Source organism: Nocardia sp. NPDC019395, from assembly GCF_040632335.1.
In the GTDB taxonomy this organism is placed as follows: domain Bacteria; phylum Actinomycetota; class Actinomycetes; order Mycobacteriales; family Mycobacteriaceae; genus Nocardia.
The window spans coordinates 168,998-191,427 of sequence record NZ_JBEYBT010000002.1; the positions used below are offsets into that span (position 1 = coordinate 168,998).

Annotated in this window: 19 protein-coding genes; 14 read left to right on the top strand and 5 right to left on the bottom strand. The window is 67.0% G+C overall.

Features of this window, described 5'->3' with window-relative positions; genetic code table 11:
* Positions 1–57: 57 nt before the first annotated feature.
* The 3 genes from ABZ827_RS09460 (at position 58) to ABZ827_RS09470 (ending at position 3,067) form a co-directional block, all read left to right on the top strand.
* A complete protein-coding gene (locus tag ABZ827_RS09460) occupies positions 58–876 on the top strand; it encodes an IclR family transcriptional regulator (protein WP_357235034.1) in 819 nt (272 codons plus the stop codon).
* Between the two features lie 318 nt (positions 877–1,194).
* Positions 1,195–1,371 carry a hypothetical protein gene (locus ABZ827_RS09465; protein WP_357235036.1) on the top strand — a complete coding sequence of 59 codons (177 nt, stop codon included), beginning with the start codon at positions 1,195–1,197 and terminating at the stop codon, positions 1,369–1,371.
* 151 nt (positions 1,372–1,522) lie between these two features.
* A complete protein-coding gene (locus ABZ827_RS09470; RefSeq protein ID WP_357235039.1) occupies positions 1,523–3,067 on the top strand; it encodes an alanine/glycine:cation symporter family protein in 1,545 nt (514 codons plus the stop codon).
* Positions 3,068–3,099: 32 nt separating this feature from the next.
* On the opposite strand, the gene ABZ827_RS09475 is transcribed toward ABZ827_RS09470, so the two are convergent.
* Together ABZ827_RS09475 and ABZ827_RS09480 are read right to left on the bottom strand one after the other, a co-directional pair.
* Complete coding sequence (locus ABZ827_RS09475; RefSeq protein WP_357235042.1) at positions 3,100–4,125, bottom strand: ketoacyl-ACP synthase III; 1,026 nt, start codon at positions 4,123–4,125, stop codon at positions 3,100–3,102.
* The gene (locus ABZ827_RS09480; RefSeq protein WP_357235043.1) at positions 4,122–5,996 is read right to left on the bottom strand and encodes a ThiF family adenylyltransferase; all 1,875 of its coding nucleotides are present in this window, start codon (positions 5,994–5,996) and stop codon (positions 4,122–4,124) included. Before ABZ827_RS09480 ends, ABZ827_RS09475 begins: the two co-directional genes overlap by 4 nt.
* Before the next feature lie 450 nt (positions 5,997–6,446).
* On the opposite strand from ABZ827_RS09480, the gene ABZ827_RS09485 reads away from it, so the two are divergent.
* Positions 6,447–7,355, top strand: coding sequence for an alpha/beta hydrolase family protein (locus ABZ827_RS09485; RefSeq protein WP_357235897.1), 909 nt, complete (start codon positions 6,447–6,449; stop codon positions 7,353–7,355).
* A gap of 3 nt (positions 7,356–7,358) precedes the next feature.
* Here ABZ827_RS09485 and ABZ827_RS09490 read toward each other — a convergent pair whose 3' ends face one another.
* Both ABZ827_RS09490 and ABZ827_RS09495 read right to left on the bottom strand, forming a co-directional pair.
* Positions 7,359–8,195, bottom strand: coding sequence for an enoyl-CoA hydratase/isomerase family protein (locus ABZ827_RS09490; RefSeq protein WP_357235046.1), 837 nt, complete (start codon positions 8,193–8,195; stop codon positions 7,359–7,361).
* Positions 8,196–8,219: 24 nt separating this feature from the next.
* Entirely contained in the window at positions 8,220–8,990 is a 771-nt protein-coding gene (locus ABZ827_RS09495; RefSeq protein ID WP_357235048.1) for an SDR family oxidoreductase, read from the bottom strand.
* Between the two features lie 182 nt (positions 8,991–9,172).
* Here ABZ827_RS09495 and ABZ827_RS09500 point away from each other — a divergent pair, with 182 nt between their 5' ends.
* The 8 genes from ABZ827_RS09500 to ABZ827_RS09535 all read left to right on the top strand — a co-directional run bounded on the left by ABZ827_RS09500 (position 9,173) and on the right by ABZ827_RS09535 (position 18,985).
* On the top strand, positions 9,173–10,051 hold the full coding sequence (locus ABZ827_RS09500; RefSeq protein ID WP_357235051.1) for a TIGR03854 family LLM class F420-dependent oxidoreductase: 879 nt from the start codon (positions 9,173–9,175) through the stop codon (positions 10,049–10,051).
* A gap of 80 nt (positions 10,052–10,131) precedes the next feature.
* Positions 10,132–11,013, top strand: a complete 882-nt coding sequence (locus ABZ827_RS09505; protein WP_357235054.1) for an LLM class flavin-dependent oxidoreductase — start codon at positions 10,132–10,134, stop codon at positions 11,011–11,013.
* Between the two features lie 217 nt (positions 11,014–11,230).
* The gene (locus ABZ827_RS09510; protein ID WP_357235057.1) at positions 11,231–12,127 is read left to right on the top strand and encodes a hypothetical protein; all 897 of its coding nucleotides are present in this window, start codon (positions 11,231–11,233) and stop codon (positions 12,125–12,127) included.
* Between the two features lie 103 nt (positions 12,128–12,230).
* A complete protein-coding gene (gene bla / locus ABZ827_RS09515; RefSeq protein ID WP_357235060.1) occupies positions 12,231–13,184 on the top strand; it encodes a class A beta-lactamase in 954 nt (317 codons plus the stop codon).
* Positions 13,185–13,433: 249 nt separating this feature from the next.
* On the top strand, positions 13,434–14,351 hold the full coding sequence (locus tag ABZ827_RS09520; protein ID WP_357235063.1) for a phosphatidylinositol mannoside acyltransferase: 918 nt from the start codon (positions 13,434–13,436) through the stop codon (positions 14,349–14,351).
* Between the two features lie 379 nt (positions 14,352–14,730).
* A complete protein-coding gene (locus ABZ827_RS09525) occupies positions 14,731–16,320 on the top strand; it encodes an amidohydrolase family protein (protein WP_357235066.1) in 1,590 nt (529 codons plus the stop codon).
* Between the two features lies 1 nt (position 16,321).
* Positions 16,322–17,530 (top strand): YgeY family selenium metabolism-linked hydrolase, encoded by a 1,209-nt coding sequence (locus ABZ827_RS09530; RefSeq protein WP_357235069.1) that lies wholly within the window; start codon positions 16,322–16,324, stop codon positions 17,528–17,530.
* A gap of 18 nt (positions 17,531–17,548) precedes the next feature.
* The gene (locus ABZ827_RS09535) at positions 17,549–18,985 is read left to right on the top strand and encodes a hypothetical protein (protein ID WP_357235072.1); all 1,437 of its coding nucleotides are present in this window, start codon (positions 17,549–17,551) and stop codon (positions 18,983–18,985) included.
* Positions 18,986–19,032: 47 nt separating this feature from the next.
* On the opposite strand, the gene ABZ827_RS09540 is transcribed toward ABZ827_RS09535, so the two are convergent.
* Positions 19,033–19,806: a GntR family transcriptional regulator gene (locus ABZ827_RS09540; protein ID WP_357235075.1), complete on the bottom strand. Its 774-nt coding sequence runs from the start codon at positions 19,804–19,806 to the stop codon at positions 19,033–19,035.
* A gap of 147 nt (positions 19,807–19,953) precedes the next feature.
* Here ABZ827_RS09540 and ABZ827_RS09545 point away from each other — a divergent pair, with 147 nt between their 5' ends.
* Together ABZ827_RS09545 and ABZ827_RS09550 are read left to right on the top strand one after the other, a co-directional pair.
* On the top strand, positions 19,954–21,078 hold the full coding sequence (locus ABZ827_RS09545) for a diaminopropionate ammonia-lyase (RefSeq protein WP_357235078.1): 1,125 nt from the start codon (positions 19,954–19,956) through the stop codon (positions 21,076–21,078).
* A gap of 12 nt (positions 21,079–21,090) precedes the next feature.
* Positions 21,091–22,365: a Zn-dependent hydrolase gene (locus tag ABZ827_RS09550; RefSeq protein WP_357235081.1), complete on the top strand. Its 1,275-nt coding sequence runs from the start codon at positions 21,091–21,093 to the stop codon at positions 22,363–22,365.
* The last annotated feature ends 65 nt before the right edge of the window (positions 22,366–22,430 follow it).

The window sequence follows — 22,430 nt, forward strand, 5'->3', positions numbered from 1 at the left end:
AAGTGTTCGTATGGTGGCGACATCGATCGGCCGATCCACGGAAGAGAGTGAGTAACAGTGGCTGTGCCCACCGAGCCGGAGCCGGCTGTGCGTACCGCGCCGGAGGTATCGGCAGGTCGTGACGTCGTGGGTGCCGTACTCAAGGCGTGCACACTGCTCGGTCACTTCAGTGCCGACCGGCCCGTCTGGACGCTGAACGACCTCACCGTGGCGAGCGGGATGAACAAGACCACGGTGTTCCGCCTGATGGCCACGCTGATCCACGCGGGATGGGTCGATCGCACCGACGAGGGCACCTACCGGGTGGCGATGCCGGTGTTCGAGATCGGTTCCGCGGCGCTGGCGAAACTCGATATCCGTTCCGCGGCAAAGCCGTTCATGTCGGATCTGGCCAACGCCTTCGGCAATACGGCCTACTTGATGGTGCCCGCGGAACAGGGCGCGGTCTGTATCGACCTGCTCGAGGGGCGTAACTCGCTCGTCGTCGCCGGGATCAATGTCGGATCCGTGATGCCCTATCACGCGGCGGCGGGGCCGATCGTCATGCTCGCGCATTCGAAAGCGTTGCGGGACAAGTGGGTCACGACCGATCTACCGGCGATCACCGAGCAGACCATCACCGATGTGGACCGGCTCGTCGAACACCTCGACGAGATCGCCGAAGCCGGCTACTCGCTGAGCGTCGCCGACTATCTGCCCGGGGTCGCGGCGGTGGCCGCACCGATCCTCGGGCGCAACGGGTCGGTGGTCGCGTCGATCAGCGTCGGGGGCCGTGCCGAGGAATTCGAAGGTGACGCGCTGGCCGCGATGATCGAGAAGGTATGTGATGCGGGAGTCCGCATCACGCGGATCGCGCAGGCGCTACCGCGGGGCTGACAAACGCCGACTCCGGCGAGCCCGGCCGCCTGGTCGCTGACCACGGCGTTGTCCCGCAGCGGAACTCGGCTCGAGGCCGTCGAGCGGTCCGCCACCGATGTGGACACAATCGCCGCACATCTCGACCGGATCGAGGAGGCAGGTGCCCGGTGCGCGGTTGCTGGATCCGGGAACAGTTGTGAGTATGTACGAGTGGGCCGCAAGTAAATGGCTGAACAATACGGACTCGAGCGGGTTTCGGGCCGATGCCCATAGGTCGTGGTGTGATCGGATCGGTCCCGAATCCGGGGCGTATCCGAACACAACCGAGGAATATCGATGAACTCCAAAATTATCCGTCCGCTTGTTATCACCGGATTCGTGCTGTCCACGGGCGCATTGGGTGCCGGCGCCGCCGCGGCGGATGCCCCCGCTGCCGCCACCCCCGTCGCGGGCTCGGCCTCGGTATGCCTGAATATTCCGGTTGGCCCGGTGAGTGTCTCGGTCTGCCTGTAGCGGGCCGGACCAGGCGCGATGCGGCGGTGGCGAGGTCACTTGTCACCGCCGCCGGCCGGGATCTCTTACACGGGTGTCATCGAACGGTCATTCCTGAGGTGGTCGCTTATGCGACGATGCGGATCGACGCAGATTCGAAGGAGTGTCCGTTTTGGCCGAGTTTCTCGATATGGTCAATGGCTACGTCTGGAGCGACGCGCTGGTCTACCTGTGCTTGGCGACGGGCATATATTTCTCGGTGAGATCCCGGTTCCTGCAGTTGCGCCAGGTGCCGGAGATGATCCGGTTGATGGTGAAGGGGGAGAAATCCTCGTCGGGGGTCTCGTCGTTCCAGGCACTGGCAATATCGCTGTCCGGGAGGATCGGCACCGGGAATATCGCCGGTGTCGCGACCGCGATCGCGTTCGGCGGGCCGGGAGCGATGTTCTGGATGTGGGCGATGGCGTTCCTCGGGGCGTCGACATCGTTCGTGGAGTGCACGCTCGGCCAGATCTACAAGACCCGCGATCCGCTCTCCGGTGAATACCGTGGTGGCCCGGCGTATTACCTGAGCAGGGCGATGGCGCATACCAAGGCCGCCCCCGCGTTCCGGGTCTATGGGTTCGTATTCGCGGCGGTCACCGTGCTCTCCTGTGGTGTGCTGCTGCCCGGTGTCCAGTCCAACTCCATGGTGTCGGCGATGCGGCAGGCGTGGGGGATATCGGAATGGGTAGCGGCGGCCGGTACGGCACTGGTGCTGGCGGTGGTCATCATCGGCGGTGTCAAACGGATCGCGGCCTTCGCGTCGGTGGTCGTGCCGTTCATGGCCGTGGGCTACATACTCGTCGCCCTGATCGTCGTCGTCGCCAACGCCGGCGAGATACCCTCTGTTGTCACAATGATTTTCGAGAGCGCCTTCGGCACGGACGCGGCGTTCGGCGCGATCATCGGCGCGGCGGTGATGTGGGGCGTGAAACGCGGTATCTACTCCAACGAGGCGGGACAGGGCAACGGACCCCATGCCGCGGCCGCCGCCGAGGTTTCCCACCCCGCGAAACAGGGTTTCGTGCAGGCTTTCGCGGTCTACTTCGATACGCTGTTCGTCTGTAGCGCAACGGGTTTCCTGATTCTCTCCACCGGCGCCTACCGGGTGTTCGAAGGCGAGAGCGCCGACGGGGCGACCCTCGCCGACGGTGGTGCGCTGCCGTCGGATATCGACGTCGGACCCAGCTTCGTCCAGGTCGGCTTCGATACCCTCTGGAGCGGTGCCGGCTCCACCTTTGTCGCCGTATCGCTGGCGTTCTTCTGCCTGACCACGATCATCGCCTACTACTACATCGCGGAAACCAATCTGCGGTTCCTGCTCGACAAGTACGGCACAGCCATGATTCCGTTCCTCCGCCGGTCGGCCGGTTCGAGCGCGACGATTGTGCTGCAGGCCCTGATCCTGCTGTCGGTGGTGTTCGGCGCGGTGTCGACGGCGGCGGAAGCGTGGGCGCTTGGTGATATCGGGGTCGGTCTGATGGCCTGGCTCAATATCGTCGGCATCCTCATCCTGCAGCAGCCCGCGTACAAGGCGCTGCGCGATTACGAGAAGCAGCAGCGAGCCGGCGTGGACCCGGTGTTCGATCCGCGTTCGCTGGGGATCGTCGGTGCGACCTTCTGGGAGAGCTACGAGAGGGCGGGCGATAAAGAACGCGCACCGACCGGAGCGTAGGTCGCCGCCCGTCCGCCGGGTGGTGCGGTCGGTCAGGGGTGGCGCATGCACAGGGTTCCCCACTGGAACCCCGCCCCGATGGCCGAGAGAACGAAGAGGTCGCCGGAGCGGATGCGCCCTCGTGACATCGCCGTGTGCAGTGCTGTGAAGGCGCCGGCGGAACCCGTATTGCCCAATCGGTCCACGGTGATCGGCGCACGATCCATCGATACGGCGATGCGGTCCATGGCGGCGGTGACGATCCGGAGATTGGCCTGGTGCAGGAAGAAATGATCCACTTCGTGCACAGTCGATCCCGCTCGGCGAACAGCGTTGTCGATGCTGCGGGGCAATTGCTCGGTGGCCATCTCCCACACCGCGCGGCCGTCCATGCGCACATAGTGGGCACCTTCGGCCACGGTTTGTGCGCTGGCCGGCAGTCGCGAGCCGCCGGCGGGGATCTGCACGCTGTGCGACAGTTCGGCGCCGAAATCCCAGGACAACAGACCGGTTCCGGGCTCGGTTCCGCGGGTGAGGACAACGGCGACCGCCGCGTCGCCGAAGAAGACCCGCGTGGTGCGGTCGGCTGGATCAGTGATCCGCGCGGCGCAGTCGGCCGCCACGACGAGTACCGTTCGCGCCGAGCTCTGCAGTAGATGCGCGGCGAGCAGCATTGCCTGTATGCCATTCGCGCAGGCGGCCTGGGTGATATCGATCGGCAGCGCGTGCCGGGCGCCGAGCCGGTCGGCGACCATCAGTGCCGTGGACGGCAGGATCTGGTCGCCGGTGTAGCTGGCGATCAGCACCGCGTCCAGGTCGGCGGCCTCGACTCCGGCTGCCGTCATTGCGTCGCCGGCGGCTGCGACGGCCATATCCGATACCGCCAATTCAGGTGCCAGCCAACGCCGTTCGCGGATGCCGGTGTGCTGGACGATCCACTCGTCGCTTGTGTCCAGGGTCTCGGTGAGCTGCTGATTGGAGACGACGGTCGGTGGCAGGTGAAGACCGGTACCGGCGATACCGACCGGCACGGCCAAGTGGGTGTGTATCGGGAGCTGGGTGTCGAGCGTAGTTGTCACGGCGTCACCGCGGCCGGTACGGCGGTGTTGTGTTCCGGGGCGATGAGTTCGGCCAGATCCACGTAGAAGCGCCCGGATTCGCACGGCAGTCCGAGCAGGATGCGGCGTGCGGCATCGGCGACCAGCGCGCCTCCCAGCGCCACGTCGGCAGCCAGTTGTGGCCAGGTACTCAAAGTGACCCCGATCTGCCCGAAGGCCGCGGCGAGCTCGGAGCTGATCCGTTCGGGGTCCACCATCGCCAGCATCACGTCCGCGCGCTCGGCCTGCGTCAATGTGTCCAGGTCAGCGGAGCCGACCGAGCCCAGGCGGCCGTGCAGCAGCGGGCGGTCCGGCTCGAGATCGAATCGTTCGATATCGAGCATGCCGCGATCGTTGCAGTCCATGACGACCGGAATACGGCGTTCACGCGCGTATTCGCGGGCGGCGAGCTTGATTTTCGGGCTGTCGCATTCCTCGACCATGAGGTCCAGGCCGTCGAAGAAGCGATCGATGTTCTCGTCGGTCAGCCCGTCGGTGTAGATCTCGATATCCAGGTAGGGGTCGACCTCGAACATCTGTCGTGCGCTCAATACCGCTTTGTTGACCCCCAGGTGGTGCAGGCCGGCCCGCAACCGGTTCAGGTTGGACAGGCCCAGCTCGTCGAAGTCCGCGAGCCGGAAACGGCCCCCGATCCCACCCGCGGCCAGGGTGAGCGCCGCGGAGTTGCCCACGGACAGTCCGGCAATCCCGATCCGGCGGGCGAACAGCCGGCGCTGCTGGGGGCGCTGGATCTTCTCGCGGTTACGGTCGGTGCGCACCAGCCGGAACTCCTCGCACGGCAGGACGTGCACCAGCCGGCCGGACCACGGGTACCAGACCCAGGTGCCGTAGGCCCATTGTTCGACACCGTCGAGCTGTTCACGCACCGCGGCGGCCACATCTTCCGGGGTGAACCGGCGCTGCGGTTCCCGGCAGCGGACCAACTCGTCGAGCTGGTCGCCGATGCTGTCGAACACCGCGCGCACCCGGCCTGATTCCAGCAGTTCGGTCAGGGCCGCCAAATCCTGGGCCCGCACCGGCTCGAAGAGGGTCGGCCGCCACGACGTTTCCTCCGCGCCGGGCGGGCTGCTCAGCCCGGCCGGCGCCTGCCGCATCAGGTCCGGGGCAGCGGAGGTTGCGACACTGTCGGCGCCGGTGGTCAGGGTGGGTAGCGCAGGGAACTCACGATCCATCGCAGCGACCAGGTCGGTGTATTCCCCGGCGCCCAGCGCCGGACGATGCACCAGGATGATCACGTCCTCGGTGTACCGCTCCGTGTAACGGCGGGTACCTGGCACCGGGACGAACCCGAACCTGGCATGGAAGCTGTCCTGGCCGTCGGCGGTCCCCGAGGTGCCGATCATCAGACGCGCGCCGAGATGATGGGCGGCGCCGATTGCGACGGCGTTCAGGTAGGCGCCGAGTCCGAGTTTGCGGGCGCGATGCTCGACCACCAGCCGGCTGTGTTCGAAAGTATGGGCCGCGTCGACACCTTCGTCCGCCAGAACGCGCTGGTACTGCTCCGGACCCAGGTATTCCAGCGACTGGAACAGGTGACCGGTGGCCGGAGTCGACAACCGGATATATCCCAGTGGCGGCCCGTCCGGATTCCGGCGGGCCAGGAAATGCCAGGCACCGTAATCCAACTGCTGATCGTCCGCGGAATCCTCGACGACAGCACCGAAAGCCGGACGGCGGCCTCGGTCGAACAGGATCCTGGCGCGCAACTCACGCAGGCCGGTAAGAAGTTTCTCGTGTTCGTCCCCGCCGTCGACCGGTATCTGGACCGCGCTGATATGCCAGCGGGAACCCTCGAAATCGGTGGCAGCGCGCATGCCGACGCGATTGGTCACCAGAAAACTCCTTTGAGGACGAGCCGGCGGATCGCGGTAGCGACGCGATTCGTGGTGACGCCGAAATCGTCTACCAGTCGATACCGAACCACCGTGGCCGAAATTAGCACGCCGTGGAATCGTTTCCCCGCGACGGAGACATTCCCACCTATGGGCAGCTGTATTTCGAATTCGGTGACGCGCTGTGACGCTCCAGTGGGCCGAATGTCCATCGCCGGGCACGGCTGCCGGAGTGCGGAACGGTCAGGCGTGACCGCGGATGAAATCGGCCGCGCTCTCTGCCGGCCTGATCCGCCGGCCACGAATTCGGCGGAATCCCCGTGGCTTCGGTAGCGTGCTGAGTAGCACGATACGAGACTGATGACGGAGCACATTGTGGGCGCAGGGAATCGGTGGACCGCGCGGGGGCGGCTGCGCAAGGTCGGTGTGGTGATCGCGACGGTGTTGCTGATGACCTGGGTCGGCGGGGCGGTGGCCGGTTCCGCGCCGATCGGTCCCCGGGTATTGCGCACCCCGGCGGGCGGGTTCGAGGAACTCGTTGTGCCATCCGGTATGGGCCCGATCAAAGTCCAGGTGCAGTGGGCCGCTCGCGGTGGCAGTTCGGCGCTGTATCTGCTCGACGGTCTGCGCGCGCCGCACGATCACAGTCAATGGACCAGTGATACCGATGTGCTGCGCCGGTTCGCCGGCGATAACGTCACGCTGGTGTTCCCGGTCGGCGGCCACTCCAGTTTCTACGCCGATTGGTATCGGCCGAGCAGCACCAACGGCCAGGCGACCGCGTACAAATGGGAAACGTTCCTCACCGAGGAGTTACCGGCATTCCTTGCGGGATATGGTGTTTCGCGTACGAACAACGCCGTCGCAGGTGCCTCCATGGGAGGCGGGGCGGCCCTGACCCTGGCGGCCCACCACCGCGACCAGTTCAAGTTCGCCGGATCCTTCTCCGGTTTCGTGAACCCGACCTTCCCGCTGTGGAACGAGGCGGTCCGCGCCGCGATGTGGGACGAGGGCCGGTTCAATGTGGACGATATGTGGGGTCCGGCCGGGGACCCGGCCTGGAGTCGTAACGATCCGACGGTGCAGGCGGAGCTGCTGCGCGGCCTGCCGATCTATGTCTCGGCGGGCAACGGCGTGCCCGGGCCCGCCGATGTGCCGTACGGGGTCGGCAACACCGTGAACGCGATGGGCCTGGAACCGATGGCCACGATTGCCGCTCAGATCTTCCGTGATCGAGTTGCCGCGCTGGGGATCCCGGCCCGTGTCGATATCGTCAACGGCACCCATACCTGGCCGTACTGGGCGCAGGCTATTTCCACCGCCCGTCCGATGATCCTCGACGCCCTCGGCGCCCACTGAAAGTCACAGCGGGCCCCAGGTGGTGTCGGTGCCGTCCCGGAAGGCGGCGAAGGAGGCACCGAGTTCGCCGGTGGCGCTGCACATCACCTGCGTCCGATTCTCGATATCGAGGGCATGCCGCAGGCTGGGGGAGTCCACGGTCTGCCACATGGTCTCCTTGGTCATCCACACCGCGAGTGGTGAGTGCCGGGCGATCTCCTCGGCCTTGGCGACGGCGCGGTCCAGGAGATCATCGCTGCCGGTCACCTCGAGGACGAGCCCGATCCGCTCGGCCTCCTGGGCGTCGAAGACGCGGCCGGTGAGCAGGAGTTCTGCCGAACGGGAGGCGCCGACGAGTCGCGGCAGGTGATAACTGGTGCCCATATCGCAGGCCGAGATCCCGTGCCGGATGAAAACGGCGCCGAAACTCGCCTCGGGGCTCGCGAAGCGGATATCGCAGGCCAGTGCCAATGCGAAACCGCCTCCGACCGCCGCGCCGTTCACCGCGGCGATCACGGGCTGGCGGAGCCGGTGGATCTTCTCGAACGCCGAGGCCATCAATTCCTGGGCGGCGAATATCTGGGCCACCGGTGAGCGGACCGATCCCAGCAGCGCCGCGGTCGGGGTGGCGTCGGTGGCCGTGAAATCCTCCGGCTGGGCCCGCAGGTCGGCGCCGGCGCAGAACCCGGCGCCCGCACCGGTGACGACCAGGGCCCGGATCTCCGGTTTTCCGTTCAGCTCATCGAGCACCGCATGCAGTTCCGCGACCGTTTGATTATCGAGCGCGTTACGCCGATGCGGGCGGTCGATCGTCATGACGACGACGCCGGAGGGCAGGTACTCGATGGATAATTCGGACACGGATCGACCTTTCCGGAGGCGGGCTCAGCGGGCGACAGTACCGCCGTCCACCAAGAATGTCTGCCCGGTGATGAAACTGCCGGCGTCCGAGCACAGCAGCAGCGCCGCCCCGACCATCTCGTCGGGTTCGGCGATCCGGCCCAGCAGTGCCGCCCCGGCCATCGCCGAGATGAACTCGGGCGGGTTCTTGCGCACCATATCGGTGTTCACGGCGCCGGGGGCCATGGCATTCACCCGGATACCGTCGGCGGCGAATTCCGCGGCCATGGAGCGGGTGAACGACAGCAGCGCCGCCTTCCCCGCCGCGTACATCGACAGTGCGGGCGCGAACTGCATTGCGGCGACCGAGCCGAAGTTGAGCACGGCGGCGTGCCCGCTGGCCCGCAGATACGGCAGTGCCGCCTGGACCAAGAACAAAGGGCCCTGCACGTTGACACCGAACGATTTCTCGACCGCCTCCGGCTGCATACTGTCCAACGGCTGCGCGAGAGCATTGGCGGCGTTGTTGACGACGATATCGATACCGCCGAACGTCGAAGCCGCGGTCTCCACCAGCTCGCGCAGGGCGCTCACCTCGCCGAGATGGGCCGGGACACCGATCGCTTGCGCGCCCAGTTCCCGCAACCGGGCCGCGGCCTGTTCGCATGCCTCCGGTTTACGGCTCGCCACCACGATGTTCGCGCCCGCGCAGGCGAATCCCTCGGCGATCGCGAGCCCGATACCGCGGGTCCCGCCGGTGACGATCGCAGTCCGCCCGCTCAGGTCGAACAACTTCTGGTAGGAGTCCCTGTCCACTGGACCACCCTCTCGATCGGCGGGCGGTACCGCCCGGCGCCTGGAACCACGACCCTAGGCCACGGCAGGATGGACCCGAGCGGCCCGGCGTCGCCGCGGTCCGGGGCTCGGCCGGAATGCCGGCCGCGGGTCGTGCGTTACGCCAGGAATCGTGTCGACAACAGCGCCGTGAGGAGAGCCAGGTGAAGATCCGATTCGGTATCGGGACGGGTTCGGAAACCGAACCGGAGGCTCTGCCCGCGCTGGTGGATCGGCTGGAGGACGCGGGCATCGATTCGCTGTGGTTCTCCGAACTCGTCTATTCACCGGCCGTGGATCCGATCGTGGGGATGGCGGCCGCGCTGTCGCGCACCGAACGGCTCAAAGTGGGAACGTCGGTGGCGATCCTTCCGGGCCGGCATCCCGTACTGGTCGCCAAACAGTTGGCGTCGCTGGCGCTGCTCGCACCGAAGCGGGTGCTGCCGGTATTCGGATTGCGGCCGGCCAGTGCCGAAGAACTCGATCTGTTCCCGGTCGCGGGCCGGCGCGGCACCGTTTTCGACGAATCCCTGCGGTTGCTGCGCGCTGTCCTGCGCGCCGACGACGTGGATTTCGAGGGCGACCATTTCGCTGTCCGTGGAGCCGGGGTGGGGAAACGGCCCGCACGTCCGCTCGATATCTGGCTCGGGGGCCGGGCGCCGGGCGCGTTCCGGCGCATCGGCCGTTACGGTGACGGCTGGCTGGGCAGTTTCCTGACACCGGAGGAGGCCGCCGCGGGTGTGGCCGCGATCAATGCGGAGGCGGCCGCGGCGGGTCGCGAGATCGAAGACGATCATTTCGGTATCACGCTGCTGCTCGCCGAGGACGGAATCCCCGCCCCGCTCGCGACGGGGATCCGCCGGCAGCGGCCCGAGACCGACCCGGCGGATCTGGTGGCGGGCAGCTGGCCCGATCTGCATCGGCTGATCGACGGCTATCTCGCGGCCGGGCTCAGTAAGTTCGTGGTGGTTCCCGCCGGTGGCGGGGCATCGAAGGGTTTCCTGGATCGGTTCGGCACCGAACTCCTACCGCGCCAGAACTGACCGGCCGGCGGTCGGGCTCCGGGCCGCGACACTGGAACATGTTCTTGCCAAAGGCCGGAGTCTTCCCCGATGCTGGGGCGATGGATATCGGGATAGCGCTGCCCACAATGTGCCGAGGTTACGACCGGGCGGCCACCGTCGAATGGTCCCGTCTGGCGGATCAGGCACCGGTTTCCAGTATCTCGTGCGGTGAACGGATGACCTACCACAATCCGGAGATGTGGACGACGCTCGCGGCCGCCGCCGCGGTGACGGAGCGGGTGCGGATCATCGCGAACGTGTCTGTACTACCCGCCCATCCGGTGGCGCTGGTGGCCAAACAGGCCGCGACGATCGACGTGCTTTCCGAAGGCCGCTTCACCCTTGGTGTCGGCGTCGGCGGGCGGGGTGCCGATTACCGCAGCCTCGCCGCCGATTCCGGCCGGCGCCACGACCGGCTGGATCGGGCTGTCGCGGACCTGCGGTCGCTGTGGGCGGGTGAACCGCCGTTCGACGGTGCCGATCCGGTCGGCCCGCCGTGCGTTCAGCCAGGGGGGCCGCCGGTGCTCGCCGGAGCGCTCGGGCCGAAATCGCTGGCCCGCGCCGCCCGCTGGGCCGACGGGGTGGTGGCGTTCAGCGTGGGCGGGGTGCCGGAGGAGATCGCGTGGTCCGCCGATGCCGCACGCCGCGCCTGGACCGAGGCCGGTAGCGGCGCACCCAGACTGGTCAGCGGTTGCTTCTACACTCTTGGGGTTCCGGAGGCTCCGGCGGTTCTGCGCGGTTTCACCGCGGAATATCTGGGTTTCCTCGGCTCCCGCAACGCGGACGAGGCCGCGGCGACGATGAAGACCTGCGACGCGGACGCGTTGCACCGGACGCTGGATGCGGCAGAGGCCGCGGGACTCGACGAGTTCATCCTGGTTCCCGGCTCCGCCGATCGTGCCGTTCTGGACGCGACGCTGGAGCTGATCGCGTCCCGCTGAGCCCCCGGTCCGCGGCGGTTTTTCGAGATCACTTCTGTGCTGCTCGTGTTCCGGCCTGCGGAACTCCGGCGAAAACTTATGTTTTGATGCCGCGAAGTATCGGTACCGGGCAGGAGCGGCCCGCAAGTGTTGTGCGGTGTGTAGCGGGCGTCGGAGACTTGCTCGGTGATGCCGTCACCGCACCGGGCGCGGCGGCCGCCGACCCGAAAGGACCTCGATGCCGTCTGTGAAATCGGCCCAGCTCGATTGGGGCGCGCTGGCCGAGCCGATTCACACCGCCGCCGTCGAAGCAGACGATCCGGTCTGGCAGGACACCGCGTACCTCTCGTTCTGGGACCCACTCGCCGATGTGTTCGGGTCCGTGCACGTGTGCACCTCGCCGAACGCGCCCGGTGCGCGGCGGGCCCGGGTCAGCATCTCCGTCGCGGGGCGGGTCGTCGAGGTGGTCGAAGCGCTGGCGGAAGGCACGTTCGCCGGTAGCGCTATCGACTTCGGGCTCGAGGGCCGGGTGGTGGTGGACCATCCGGCCGTGCAGGCGGAGCTGCGCACCGCACCGCTGTTCTTCGCCGCCGAGTCCAGGCCGAACCCGCTCGTTTCGGCACCGGTGCCCGGCCGGCCGGGCGGGCATTCTCAGCAGGCGTGTGGTGTCGAGGGCGTTGTGCGGCTCGACGGCGAGACGATCGCCACCGTGGGGCACGGTGTGCGCGACCGGACCTGGGGTTTCCGTTCCGAGGCGGCGCAATGGGTCGAGTTCGCGGCGCTGTTCACGGTGGATTCGTCGAGGTTCGTGTCCGCGACGAAATTCCGGGGTCCCGATGGTGCCGTATCGGCCGAGGGGTTCGTGATCGAGCCGCAGGGGTGTAAAGCGATCACCGGTATCACCTTCGCCCGCGACGCCGCCGCGCAACTGCGCTGCGCCCGCCTGGAGCTGGCCGACGCGACCACCCGCACCGTCTCGATGCGTTCCCGGGTGGGCGGGTTCTGGGTTCCCGCGGGGCAGGTCGAAACCGATGGGCCCGCGGTCGGGTTGTACGACGATTTCATGCTGCTCGGCGACGAGGAATGGTGCAGTGGAGGCCTTTTCGAACAGGCAGTGGTGCACCGCGTCGTCTGATACCTGTGGACATCCGTGCTGACCTGCGTCGATATTATTTGCGACTGGTATTCGGCGGTGTAGCGAATTTGTCGTACCGGGCCCGCGGTGATGTTCTGCGGGGGTGACTTTCCCCGGATCCACCCCGCTCATCCCACGGCGCCGGCGACGGCTCCTGGCCGCCGCGCTGGCGGTGTCCGCACTGTCGTTCACCGCGGCCTGCGATTCGAATACCGGCGCCACCGCAGCCGAATCCACGAGTGTCACCGCACCGGCGGCCACCACCCAGGCCTTCGCGGATCTGGAGAAGACCCACGGTGCGCGGCTCGGTGTTTTCGCCGTCGATACCGGTACCGGACACAGCGCCGGCCATCGTGTGGACGAGCGGTTCCCGATGGCCTCCACGTTCAAGGGCCTCGCCTGTGGTGCCCTGCTGCACGAACATCCACTGTCGTCCGGCTTCTTCGACCAGGTGATCCACTACCCGCGACACGAAATCGTCGAGTACTCGCCGGTGACGGAGCGGCACGTCGATACCGGTATGACGGTCGCCGACCTCTGCCATGCGGCGATCACCGTATCCGACAACACCGCCGGCAATCAGCTCCTGAAGCTCCTGGGCGGCCCCGCGGGCCTCACCGCGTTCCTGCGCTCGATCGGGGACAGCACCTCGCGACTCGACCGCTGGGAAACCGAACTGAACACCGCCATACCCGGCGATGAGCGCGATACCACCACACCGGGTGCGCTGGCCGCCGATTACCGCGCTCTCGTTGTCGGCGACACTCTCCCGGAGCCCGAACGCGAGCAGCTGAAGTCCTGGCTCGTCGCCACCGGTTCCGGCGCCGATCGCATCCGCGCCGGCCTGCCCGCCGACTGGACCGTCGGTCACAAGACCGGCACCCCCGCCTACGGCTCCGCACTGGATGTCGCCATCGCCTGGCCCCCGGGACGAGCTCCTCTTGTCATCGCGGTCCTCAGCACCAAATCCGAGCAGGACGCCGAACCCGACAGCGGTCTGCTCGCCGCCGCCACCCGGACAGCGGTCGCGGCGCTGGGAGGCGGCGAAACCGGCTGAGGTCGACGGTTCCCTCCCGCGGGTCCCAGGAGTACTCGCCCTGGGACCTGCCACTCTGACCGGAACGGTCCGCCCGGCGCGGGCACGATCGGTAGAATCCACATATTCGCAGTTCGGGACGTGAGGGGTTTCATGTCACGTGACTTTTCGATTCAACTCCACCGGTCCATCGAAGAATCGGGTCAGGGTATCGACTATGACATTGCCGAACGCAATCCTCCGCGCTGAAGGGCCGCCGGCGGTGTCCGGATGAGGACAGCCGCCCGTGTCTCGGACCTCGGGTATGCCGCAGCCTGGCGGCTGATACGTCTGCTGCCGCGGCGCTGGGCCCTGCGCTCGTTCGAGATCGCGGCCGATCGCGCGGCCCGCGGTGGCGGTCCGGATCAGTTGCGCCGCAACCTCTCCCGTGTTCTCGGAACCACTCCGGACGCGGTGCCCGACGACCTCGTACGCGAAAGCCTGCGCTCCTACGCCCGGTACTGGTGTGAAGCGTTCCGGCTGCCGTCGATGGATCCCGTCCGACTGGCCGAGACGATCGAATCCTCGGCCACCGGGATCGAGCACATCCGGGACGCGGTCGCGCGTGGCGCGGGTGTGGTGCTGGCGCTGCCGCACAGCGGGAACTGGGATCTGGCCGGGGTATGGGTGGTGCGGCGGCTGGGCACACCGACCGTTGTGGCCGAGCGGCTGGCCCCGGAGTCGCTGTTCCAGCGTTTCGTTCGTTTCCGGGAGAGTCTGGGGTTCGAGATCATCCCGCTCACCGGTGTGGAGACACCACCGTACGACCAGTTGATCGCCCGGCTCCGGCAGGGCCGGATCGTGGGGCTGCTGGGCGAACGTGATCTGTCCGGTGCGGGCGTCCCGGTCGACTTCTTCGGCGAATCGGCCACCATGCCGCCCGGACCCGCCAAACTGGCCATAGAGACCGGCGCGCCACTGCTGCCGGTGCATTGCTGGTTCACCCCCGACGGATGGGGGTTCGATATCGGCGCGCCGATAGACACCACCGGCGGCGTCACCCCGACAACTCAGCGGCTGGCCGATCGGTTCGCCACGGGTATCGCCGCGCACCCGGCCGACTGGCATATGTTGCAACCGCTGTGGACGGCCGACTTCAGCGCCGAGCGCCTGGCCCGGATCGAAGCTCGCCGCAGCCGGTCACGCTGACCATCGCCTTCGCCGTCCGATCGCGGCCGTTGCGCACGCCGCTGTTCGCGACGTTTCGTTGCGAGGAACCTGCCGCCCCGGGATGCCGGTTCGTACCGCCTTCTCCGGAGTGAAGCCGATTATGCGTCGAGGATCCGGGGCGGAAATTACTGCCGAGCCGGGTTCCGCGGCGCCTCCCGTGGAACGGGTCACCGGTTCACGATGCCGTGGTGGGAGAGCGTTTCCGAGCTCGGTAACCGGAGTCCGCCGGTGTCTCCGGAGTCCACGGCGGGCGGCCGGGTGGACGTAACCATCATGTTTCTTCCTCGTCCGGAACCCTTCCCCAGGGTGGACCCTTGTGTTAGAACTCATGTCAGTTGTCATACAAATTGGAGGAACTGTGGAAGCGGGCCTGCTCATCACCGATGCCGAGGTTGCCGACGAGACGGGTGTCCGAGCCGCCGACGTCGCTGTCGAAGGGGGCCGGATCGTGGCGGTGGGACCGCGACTGCCCGTGGAGGCTGCCGGTGAGCGCATCGACGGGACCGGCCGGCTGCTGCTGCCGGGGTTCGTCGACCTGCACGCCCATTCCGCCCTGCGCCCGTTCGACGATCCACTGCTGACCCCGAAGATCGCGCAGGGCTTCACCACGGAACTGATCTGCCCCGACGGCCTGGGGCCCGCGCCGGTCACCGATATGACCCTGACGAGCCGTCGCCGCTACCTACAAGGTCTGGAGCCCAGCACGACCGCCCCCTGGACCTGGCGGAATATGGGCGAATACCTGGATGCGCTGGCACAGACCCGGCCCGCCGCCAATATGGTGGCCTGTGTTCCGCACAGTGCGGTCCGGGAATCGGTGATGGGCAATGCCGACCGGAAACCGGACGCCCGCGAGATGGCGGCGATGAAGGATCTGGTCGAGGAATCACTGGCGGCCGGATGCCGGGCGGTGTCGTTCGGCATGATCTACGCACCCGGCCTATATGCCGATACCGCCGAGCTCATCGAAATCGCCGAAGCCGCAGCAAAATTCGATGTTCCGCTGGTGCCACATGTCCGTAACGAGGCGGCGGGTGTGCTCGACTCGATCGCCGAATTCGTCAGGGTCTGTGAACGTACCGGTGCCGCCCTGCACGTCTCGCACGTGAAGCTCGTGGGCGTACCCGAACTGCTGTCGGATCTCATCGACCTGCTGAGTTCGGCCCAGGACCGGATCCGCCTCACCTTCGACCAGTACCCCTACGGCGCCGGCAGCACACTGCTGAGCGCGTTACTGCCGCCGTACGCCTTCGACGGGGGTCCGGCCGCGACGCTCGAACGGGTCCGTGACACCGGTGAACGGGAACGGATGTGCCGCGATATGCACCGCGGGCTGCCGGGGTGGGAGAACCTGTTCGGTGCGTGCGGTCCGGAGAACATCGTCGTCACGCAGGCTGCCGCTCCCCGGGAGGCGGCAGTGAGCAGAACGGTCGCGCGGATCGCGGCGGATACGGCCTCGGATCCGGCCTTCGCGGTGCTGGATCTGCTCGCCGATACCGAATTGGACGCGGCCATGATCGATCACTACTCCGCCGAAGAAGTGGTGCGGGAGATCTTCGTTCGCTCGGGCGCGCTGGTCGGGTCCGACGGAGTTTTCAATCCGCACCCGCACCCCCGCCTCTACGGCACCGCGCCGAAAGTTCTGGGCCGGTTTGCCTTGCGGGACAGGCTGATAACGATCCCGGAGGCGGTCACCCGGTTGTCGGCCGGCCCGGCCCGGCTCCTCGGGCTCGACGACCGTGGCGCGATCTCCGAGGGCCGGCGGGCGGATCTTGTGCTGATCGATCCGCGGCGGTACGTGGACACCGCGACCTATGCCGATCCGCATCGCACGCCGCCGGGTGTCGATCTCGTCACCGTGGGCGGCGAACCGGTCTGGCGGTCGGGCGAACACACCGGTTCGCGGCCCGGGTCCGTCACCGGCGGCACCGCGCGGGGAGATATCTGAGATGGGCACCGCAGCGATGAACGCGGATATCGACCGGGACGGATTGCGGGACTTTCTGTTACGCCTCGTCGGGGCGCGGAGTCCGGCCACCGCGGAGCAACCCGCGGTGCGGGTGCTGTCCGCCGAACTCGCCGCGCTCGGCTTCGACGTCACCCTCGACGACTGGGGCAATGTGATCGGTACCCTGCGGTTCGGCGACGGACCGGTGGTGCTGGTGGACTCTCACCTGGACACAGTCGAGGTGACCGATCCGGATCAGTGGTCGCGCGATCCCTGGGGCGAGGTGGCCGGCGGAGTGGTCTACGGGCGCGGCACGGTCGATATGAAAAGCGCGCTGGCGGCGTCGGTATACGGTGCGGCGGCGTTGCCGTCCGGCCTGCGCGGCACGATTGTGATCGCGGGAACGGTCTGCGAGGAGCTGGTCGAAGGACCCGCGCTGAGCCGGGTGATCGAGCGGGTGCGGCCGGACGTGGTGGTGATCGGGGAACCCTCCGCGAATCGGCTGATGCTCGGTCAGCGTGGCCGGGTCGAGGTGAATATCGAGGTATCCGGGCGGTCGAGCCATTCGGCGTATCCCGAGGCGGGGGTGAACGCGGCCGAGGTGATGGCCGATGTGATGACCGCCGTGCGCGATCTCGAGTTCCCCCGCCACCCGGACCTCGGACCGGCCATGATCGCGCTGACCAACCTCAAATCCGAACCCTATCCGAATGTTTCGGTACTGCCCGACAGGTGCACCGCCACCTACGACCGGCGCACGGTGCTCGGCGAATCGGCGGCGGATGTGCTCGAACCGCTGCGTGAGCTGGGGGAGCGGGTCACGCGGAAAGCCGGGGCCCGGATCGCTGTCGAACTCGCCCGGAGCAGTTTCACCACCTGGACCGGAATCGAGGTGACCACCGAATCTTTCGCCCCGGCATGGTGTATCGCGGCAACGGAATGGCCTGCGGCAGCGGTGATCCGGGAATTCGACGCGGCCGGCCTCGACGCCCGGCCCGGCTACTACCAGTTCTGCACCAACGGGTCGGCCAGCGCGGGCCGGCACGGAATCCCCACCCTCGGCTTCGGGCCCGGTGACCCGGGCCGGGCCCACACCACCGACGAACGTATCGACCTCGACGACCTGTACCTGGGCGCCCACGGCTATGCCGTGCTGCTGCGGGCACTACTCACCGCGGAATCCGAAATGTCTGCGCCAGAGCAGCTTTGAACACCGAAGGATCGACAGATGAACGCGACCGTTATCACCATCATGGTGGTCTATCTGGCCATCATGATCGGGATCGGCCTGTACGCACGGACCCGTATCAAAGACAGCACCGACTATCACCTCGCCGGCCGCCGGCTCGGTGTGTTCATGATGGCCGGAACCCTGGCCGCCACCGAGATCGGCGGCGGTAGTTCGGTCGGTGTGGCGAGCAAAGCTTACGGCGATTGGGGGCTTTCGGCCGGGTGGTACGTGGTGGCCGCCGGTATCGGCATCCTGCTGGTGTCGTTCGTGGCCCCGGCGATGCGGCGCACCATGGCCGTCACCGTGCCCGAGGTCATCGGCCGGCGTTACGGCGCGGCCGCGCAGACGATGTCGGCCGTGCTCGGCAGTGTCGCACTGGTGGCGCTGACCGCGGTGCAGATCACCGCGACCGCGACCATTGTCTCCACCCTGGGCGGTGTCAGCCTGACCTGGTCGATCGCGCTCACCGGGGTGGCCGTGATCTTCTACACCTGGATCGGCGGGATGTGGAGTGTCACGCTCACCGATTTCGTGCAGTTCTTCCTGATCGTCGGCGGTTTCGCCATCGCCGTTCCGTTCGCACTGCACAATGCGGGTGGCTGGGAAACCGTTGTCGACAACCTCCCGGAGGGGCAGCTCGGGTTCACCAAGATCGGCTGGCCCACCATCATCGGCCTGGTCGTGCTCTACTTCATGACCTTCTCCACCGGCCAGGAGGCGGTGCAGCGGTACTACTCCGCCCGCACTCCCCGTGCCGCCGTTCTCGGCTCGCTGCTGTGCGGTTCGCTGATGTCGCTGTACGCGTTCATCCCCGCGGTACTGGGATTGATCGCGCTGGCGGTGTACCCCGATATCGATCCGAACAACGCGCTGGCGACGGTTTCGGTGGGGCTGCTGCCCTCGCTGATCGCGGGTTTGCTGCTGAGCGCGGTGGTCTCGGCGACTCTGTCCAGTGCCAGCGGCAATATGCTCGGCTCTTCGACGGTGTTCATCAAGGATCTGCTGCCCAAACTCGGCGGCAAGGTCACCGAGGACAACGAGCTCAGATACAGCCGGATCGGCGTGCTGGTGGTGGGGGTGCTGGCCACCTTGATCTCGCTGTGGAGTCAGGCGATCATCCCGCTGCTGGTGTTCGCGTTCACCATGCGGTCGGCCGGACCGTTCTCCGCGTTCCTGTTCGCGCTGGTACTGAAGAAGACGAGCCGGATGGCCGGAGTTGTCTCCATTATCGTCGGCACGGTGTGCGGGTTCGTCTGGGAACTCGCCGACGAACCGTTCGCGATCGCGGCCATTATCTTCGGCAGTGTCTGCGGCCTCGCCTCGTTCCTGGCGATCCATATGATCGACGCGCGACGCGGAAAGCTGGTCCCGGACGCCTATGGGCCGGAGGCCGAGAAGCGGGAAGAAACCGCCGCCGCGACTGCGACGCTGTAGCGGCGAATACGTCCCGCTGTCCCGATCCGGGCGGCGGGGCGTAGAGCTCAGCTCTCGCGGCGGCGCCGCAGCTGGAAACGGAATGTCTCCGGCGACAACCAGGCCTCACTGCGATTGACCACGGCACCCACGGAATCGCGGGTGAGCTCACTGAGCTGCAGTAGTGGGCTGCCGCTTTCGCAACCCAGCCGGTTGCGCAGCTCGCCTTCCGCTACAACCGGTGTCAGGGTGCAGTCGGAGTACTCTGCCAGCCCTTCGTTCAGCAGTAGATCCAGCACGGAGCCGTCGAATCGCCGCTGGATCGCATCCATCGGAAGTACCGATTCCGGCACATAGTCGACGATCAATGCGACCTTGCGGTTGCCGACGGTTTTGGTGCGGCTCACCACCGTGACCGAGCCCGGTTCGAAAACCTCGGCGAGCGGATCGTCGGCACGGTCGATCCGGGTGAATTCCAGGTCGCCGGTGCGGATTTCCTTACCCGACTGTTTCGCGAAGGTATCGAAGGACGAGAGGCGATCGATACCCGAACTGATCGATTCGGGGAGTGGCAGCACGATGGACCCCGAACCGCGCACGATCCGGATATACCCCTGATCCTTGAGACTTTGCAGCGCCGCGCGGATCGTCACCCGGGAGGCCCCGAACAGCCGGGACAGTTCACTTTCCGAGGGCAGCCGGGCGCCGGCCTCGAGCCGCCGGGACAGGATGAACTCGTTGAGGATCGCCTCCCGGATCTCCGCGTGCAGCTGGCGCCGGGAACGGATCCGGGAGATGTCGTCGCCGGTGCCCGCCGAGCCGGCGGGTGCGCTGGTGGCCATCGCGGAAACCCTTTCGCTGTGCTGCGGTCGGAGATAGGTGCGGGGACGCTTCGGCAGCTTATCAGGCAGATTTGACTTAAGTCACTTGACAGTTGTCATACAAATTCTTAGGCTGAGGCCGTTATCCGAAGGCCCGGGAGGAACGTGATGTCAGAACCGCGACTGGTGCGGAACCCATTGGTAGCCAAGGGCTCCGTACGCTCACTCGTCGACGGGAGCCGGGCCTTCCATCGGTCGATGCCGGACTACCGCCCCACACCGCTCACCGCGCTACCCGCGGCGGCCGCGCGCCTCGGCGTCGGTTCGGTACACGCGAAAGACGAATCCCGCCGCATGGGTATGCCGTCGTTCAAAATCCTCGGCGCCTCCTGGGCCACGTACCGGACTCTGCTGGCATACCTCGGTCATACCGCCGACAGCGGTATCGAGCTCGCCGATCTGAAAACCGAACTCGCCTCCCGGCCCGGTCTACGGCTGGTCTCGGCCACCGACGGCAACCACGGGCGCGCCGTAGCGAGAATGGCGGCGTTGCTGGGTCTTTCGGCTCATATCCTGGTACCGGAGGATATGGTCGCGGCGCGGATCGACGCCATCGCCGCCGAGGGCGCGAAGGTCGAGGTCGTGCGCGGCGGATACGACGACGCCATTCGCCGCAGCGCCGAACTCGCCGATACGGATTCGCTCGTCGTCTCCGACACCTCATGGGAGGGATACGTAGACCCGCCGTCCTGGGTTATCGACGGCTATTCCACGATGATCGGCGAAATCCTCGACGATATCGACGCCGGAACCGTGCCCCGGCCCAGCGTCGTGGTCGCGCAGATCGGGGTGGGCGCCTTCGCCGCGGCGGTCGCGCGGGGATTTCGCAACAGTGCGGGCACCCGGCTGGTCGGTGTGGAACCCACCGACGCCGACTGTGTCACCGCCAGTATCGAAGCCGGCGGTATCACCACCATCCCGGGCCCGCAGCGATCGAATATGGCCGGACTCAATTGCGGCACACCGTCGGTTATCGCGTGGCCGGATGTATCCGGCGGCTACGACACATTCGTCACGGTCACCGATACCGCGGCCGAGGACGCGATGCGCCTGATGTACGCCGACGAAGTGGTCTCGGGGGAGAGCGGCGCCGCCGGGCTGGCCGGGCTGCTGACCCACGCCCGGGAACTGGGCCTGGGTCCCGACGACCATATTCTGGTCTTCTCCACCGAGGGCGCCACCGATACCGCCAATTTCAACCGTGTCACCGGCGCAGCGCTCGCCGGCGAGTGAGTGGAGGAGTACATGAAGACAGTCGAGTCCTCCGCCCGGATCGACGCCACCCGCCTGTGGCGATCACTCGACGAATTGGGCGAAGTAGGAGCGTATTCCGATGAGGAGACCGGTCTGCGTGGAGTTCGCCGGCTGGCGCTGACCGACGCCGATGTGGCCGGGCGCGAACTGGTCACCGGATGGATGCGCGCCGCCGGGCTCACGGTGACGACCGATCGGATCGGCAATATCTACGCGCGCCGTGACGGTAGGAACAACACCCTCGCGCCGGTGATGGTCGGCTCACATATCGACACCGTCGCCACCGCGGGCCGGTTCGACGGATGCCTCGGTGTCCTGGGTGGTCTGGAAGTTGTCCGCACCTTGAACGACCACGGCATCGTCACCGAGCGGCCGATCGAAGTCGCCGTGTTCACGGAGGAAGAAGGGGTGCGCTTCGGTACCGATATGCTCGGCAGCGCCGTGGCCGCCGGCCGGATCGACCTGGACGATGCCCGGCAGCGGTCGGATCCCGACGGCGTGACCGTCGGCGCCGAACTCGAACGGCACGGCCTGTCCGGCGATATTCCCGTTCCCATCCGGGCGCCCTTCGCCTACCTGGAATGCCATATCGAACAGGGTCCGGTTCTGGCGGCGGGGGATACCCGTATCGGAGTTGTGCAGGGCGTACAGGCGATCACCTGGCTCGAACTCCAGATCACCGGACGCGCCGCGCACGCCGGCACCACCCCGCATCATCTGCGCCGCAACGCCGGTCTCGCCGCCGCGCTGATCACGGTGCGGCTCAACGAGATGGTCGAGTCCGGGCAGTACGGCAGCATGCTGGCCACGGTGGGCCGGCAGGTCAACTATCCGAACCTGATCAATATCGTGCCCGAGAAATCGCTGGTCACGGTCGATCTGCGCAACCCCGACGGTGCGGCCATGGAACGCGCGGAAGCGGATCTCGCGGCCTATATCGCCGAAGTGGAGAAACTCGCCGGGGTCACGATCACCTGCCGGACCACCGCCAAGACCCCGCCGGTGGTATTCGCGGAACAGATGCGCGATCTTGTCGAAAAGCATGCGGCGAATCTAGGGATGAGCAATGCGTCCCTCACCTCCGGTGCCGGTCACGACGCGGGGGAGATCGCGGCACTGTGCCCGGCGGGCATGATCTTCGTTCCCGGACTGTACGACGGGATCAGCCACAACCCGCGGGAGTACTCCACTCCGGAAGCTTGCGCGGACGGGATAAACGTGCTGCTGCACGCCGTGCTCGAACTGGCCGGGGTCGCGTCGGACTGAGCTCGATCGAACTCCGCGGGCGGGGGCGCCCGGCTACATCGGTCCTCGCATTCGGTCCGTCGGCC

Bases quoted from the DNA above. Each gene is read 5' to 3' on its own strand.
- ABZ827_RS09465 (WP_357235036.1), top strand. From the start codon at position 1,195: ATGAACTCCAAAATTATCCGTCCGCTTGTTATCACCGGATTCGTGCTG.
- ABZ827_RS09485 (WP_357235897.1), top strand. From the start codon at position 6,447: ATGACCTGGGTCGGCGGGGCGGTGGCCGGTTCCGCGCCGATCGGTCCC.
- ABZ827_RS09505 (WP_357235054.1), top strand. From the start codon at position 10,132: ATGGATATCGGGATAGCGCTGCCCACAATGTGCCGAGGTTACGACCGG.
- ABZ827_RS09510 (WP_357235057.1), top strand. From the start codon at position 11,231: ATGCCGTCTGTGAAATCGGCCCAGCTCGATTGGGGCGCGCTGGCCGAG.
- ABZ827_RS09520 (WP_357235063.1), top strand. From the start codon at position 13,434: ATGAGGACAGCCGCCCGTGTCTCGGACCTCGGGTATGCCGCAGCCTGG.
- ABZ827_RS09530 (WP_357235069.1), top strand. From the start codon at position 16,322: ATGGGCACCGCAGCGATGAACGCGGATATCGACCGGGACGGATTGCGG.
- ABZ827_RS09535 (WP_357235072.1), top strand. From the start codon at position 17,549: ATGAACGCGACCGTTATCACCATCATGGTGGTCTATCTGGCCATCATG.
- ABZ827_RS09540 (WP_357235075.1), bottom strand. From the start codon at position 19,806: ATGGCCACCAGCGCACCCGCCGGCTCGGCGGGCACCGGCGACGACATC.
- ABZ827_RS09545 (WP_357235078.1), top strand. From the start codon at position 19,954: ATGTCAGAACCGCGACTGGTGCGGAACCCATTGGTAGCCAAGGGCTCC.
- ABZ827_RS09550 (WP_357235081.1), top strand. From the start codon at position 21,091: ATGAAGACAGTCGAGTCCTCCGCCCGGATCGACGCCACCCGCCTGTGG.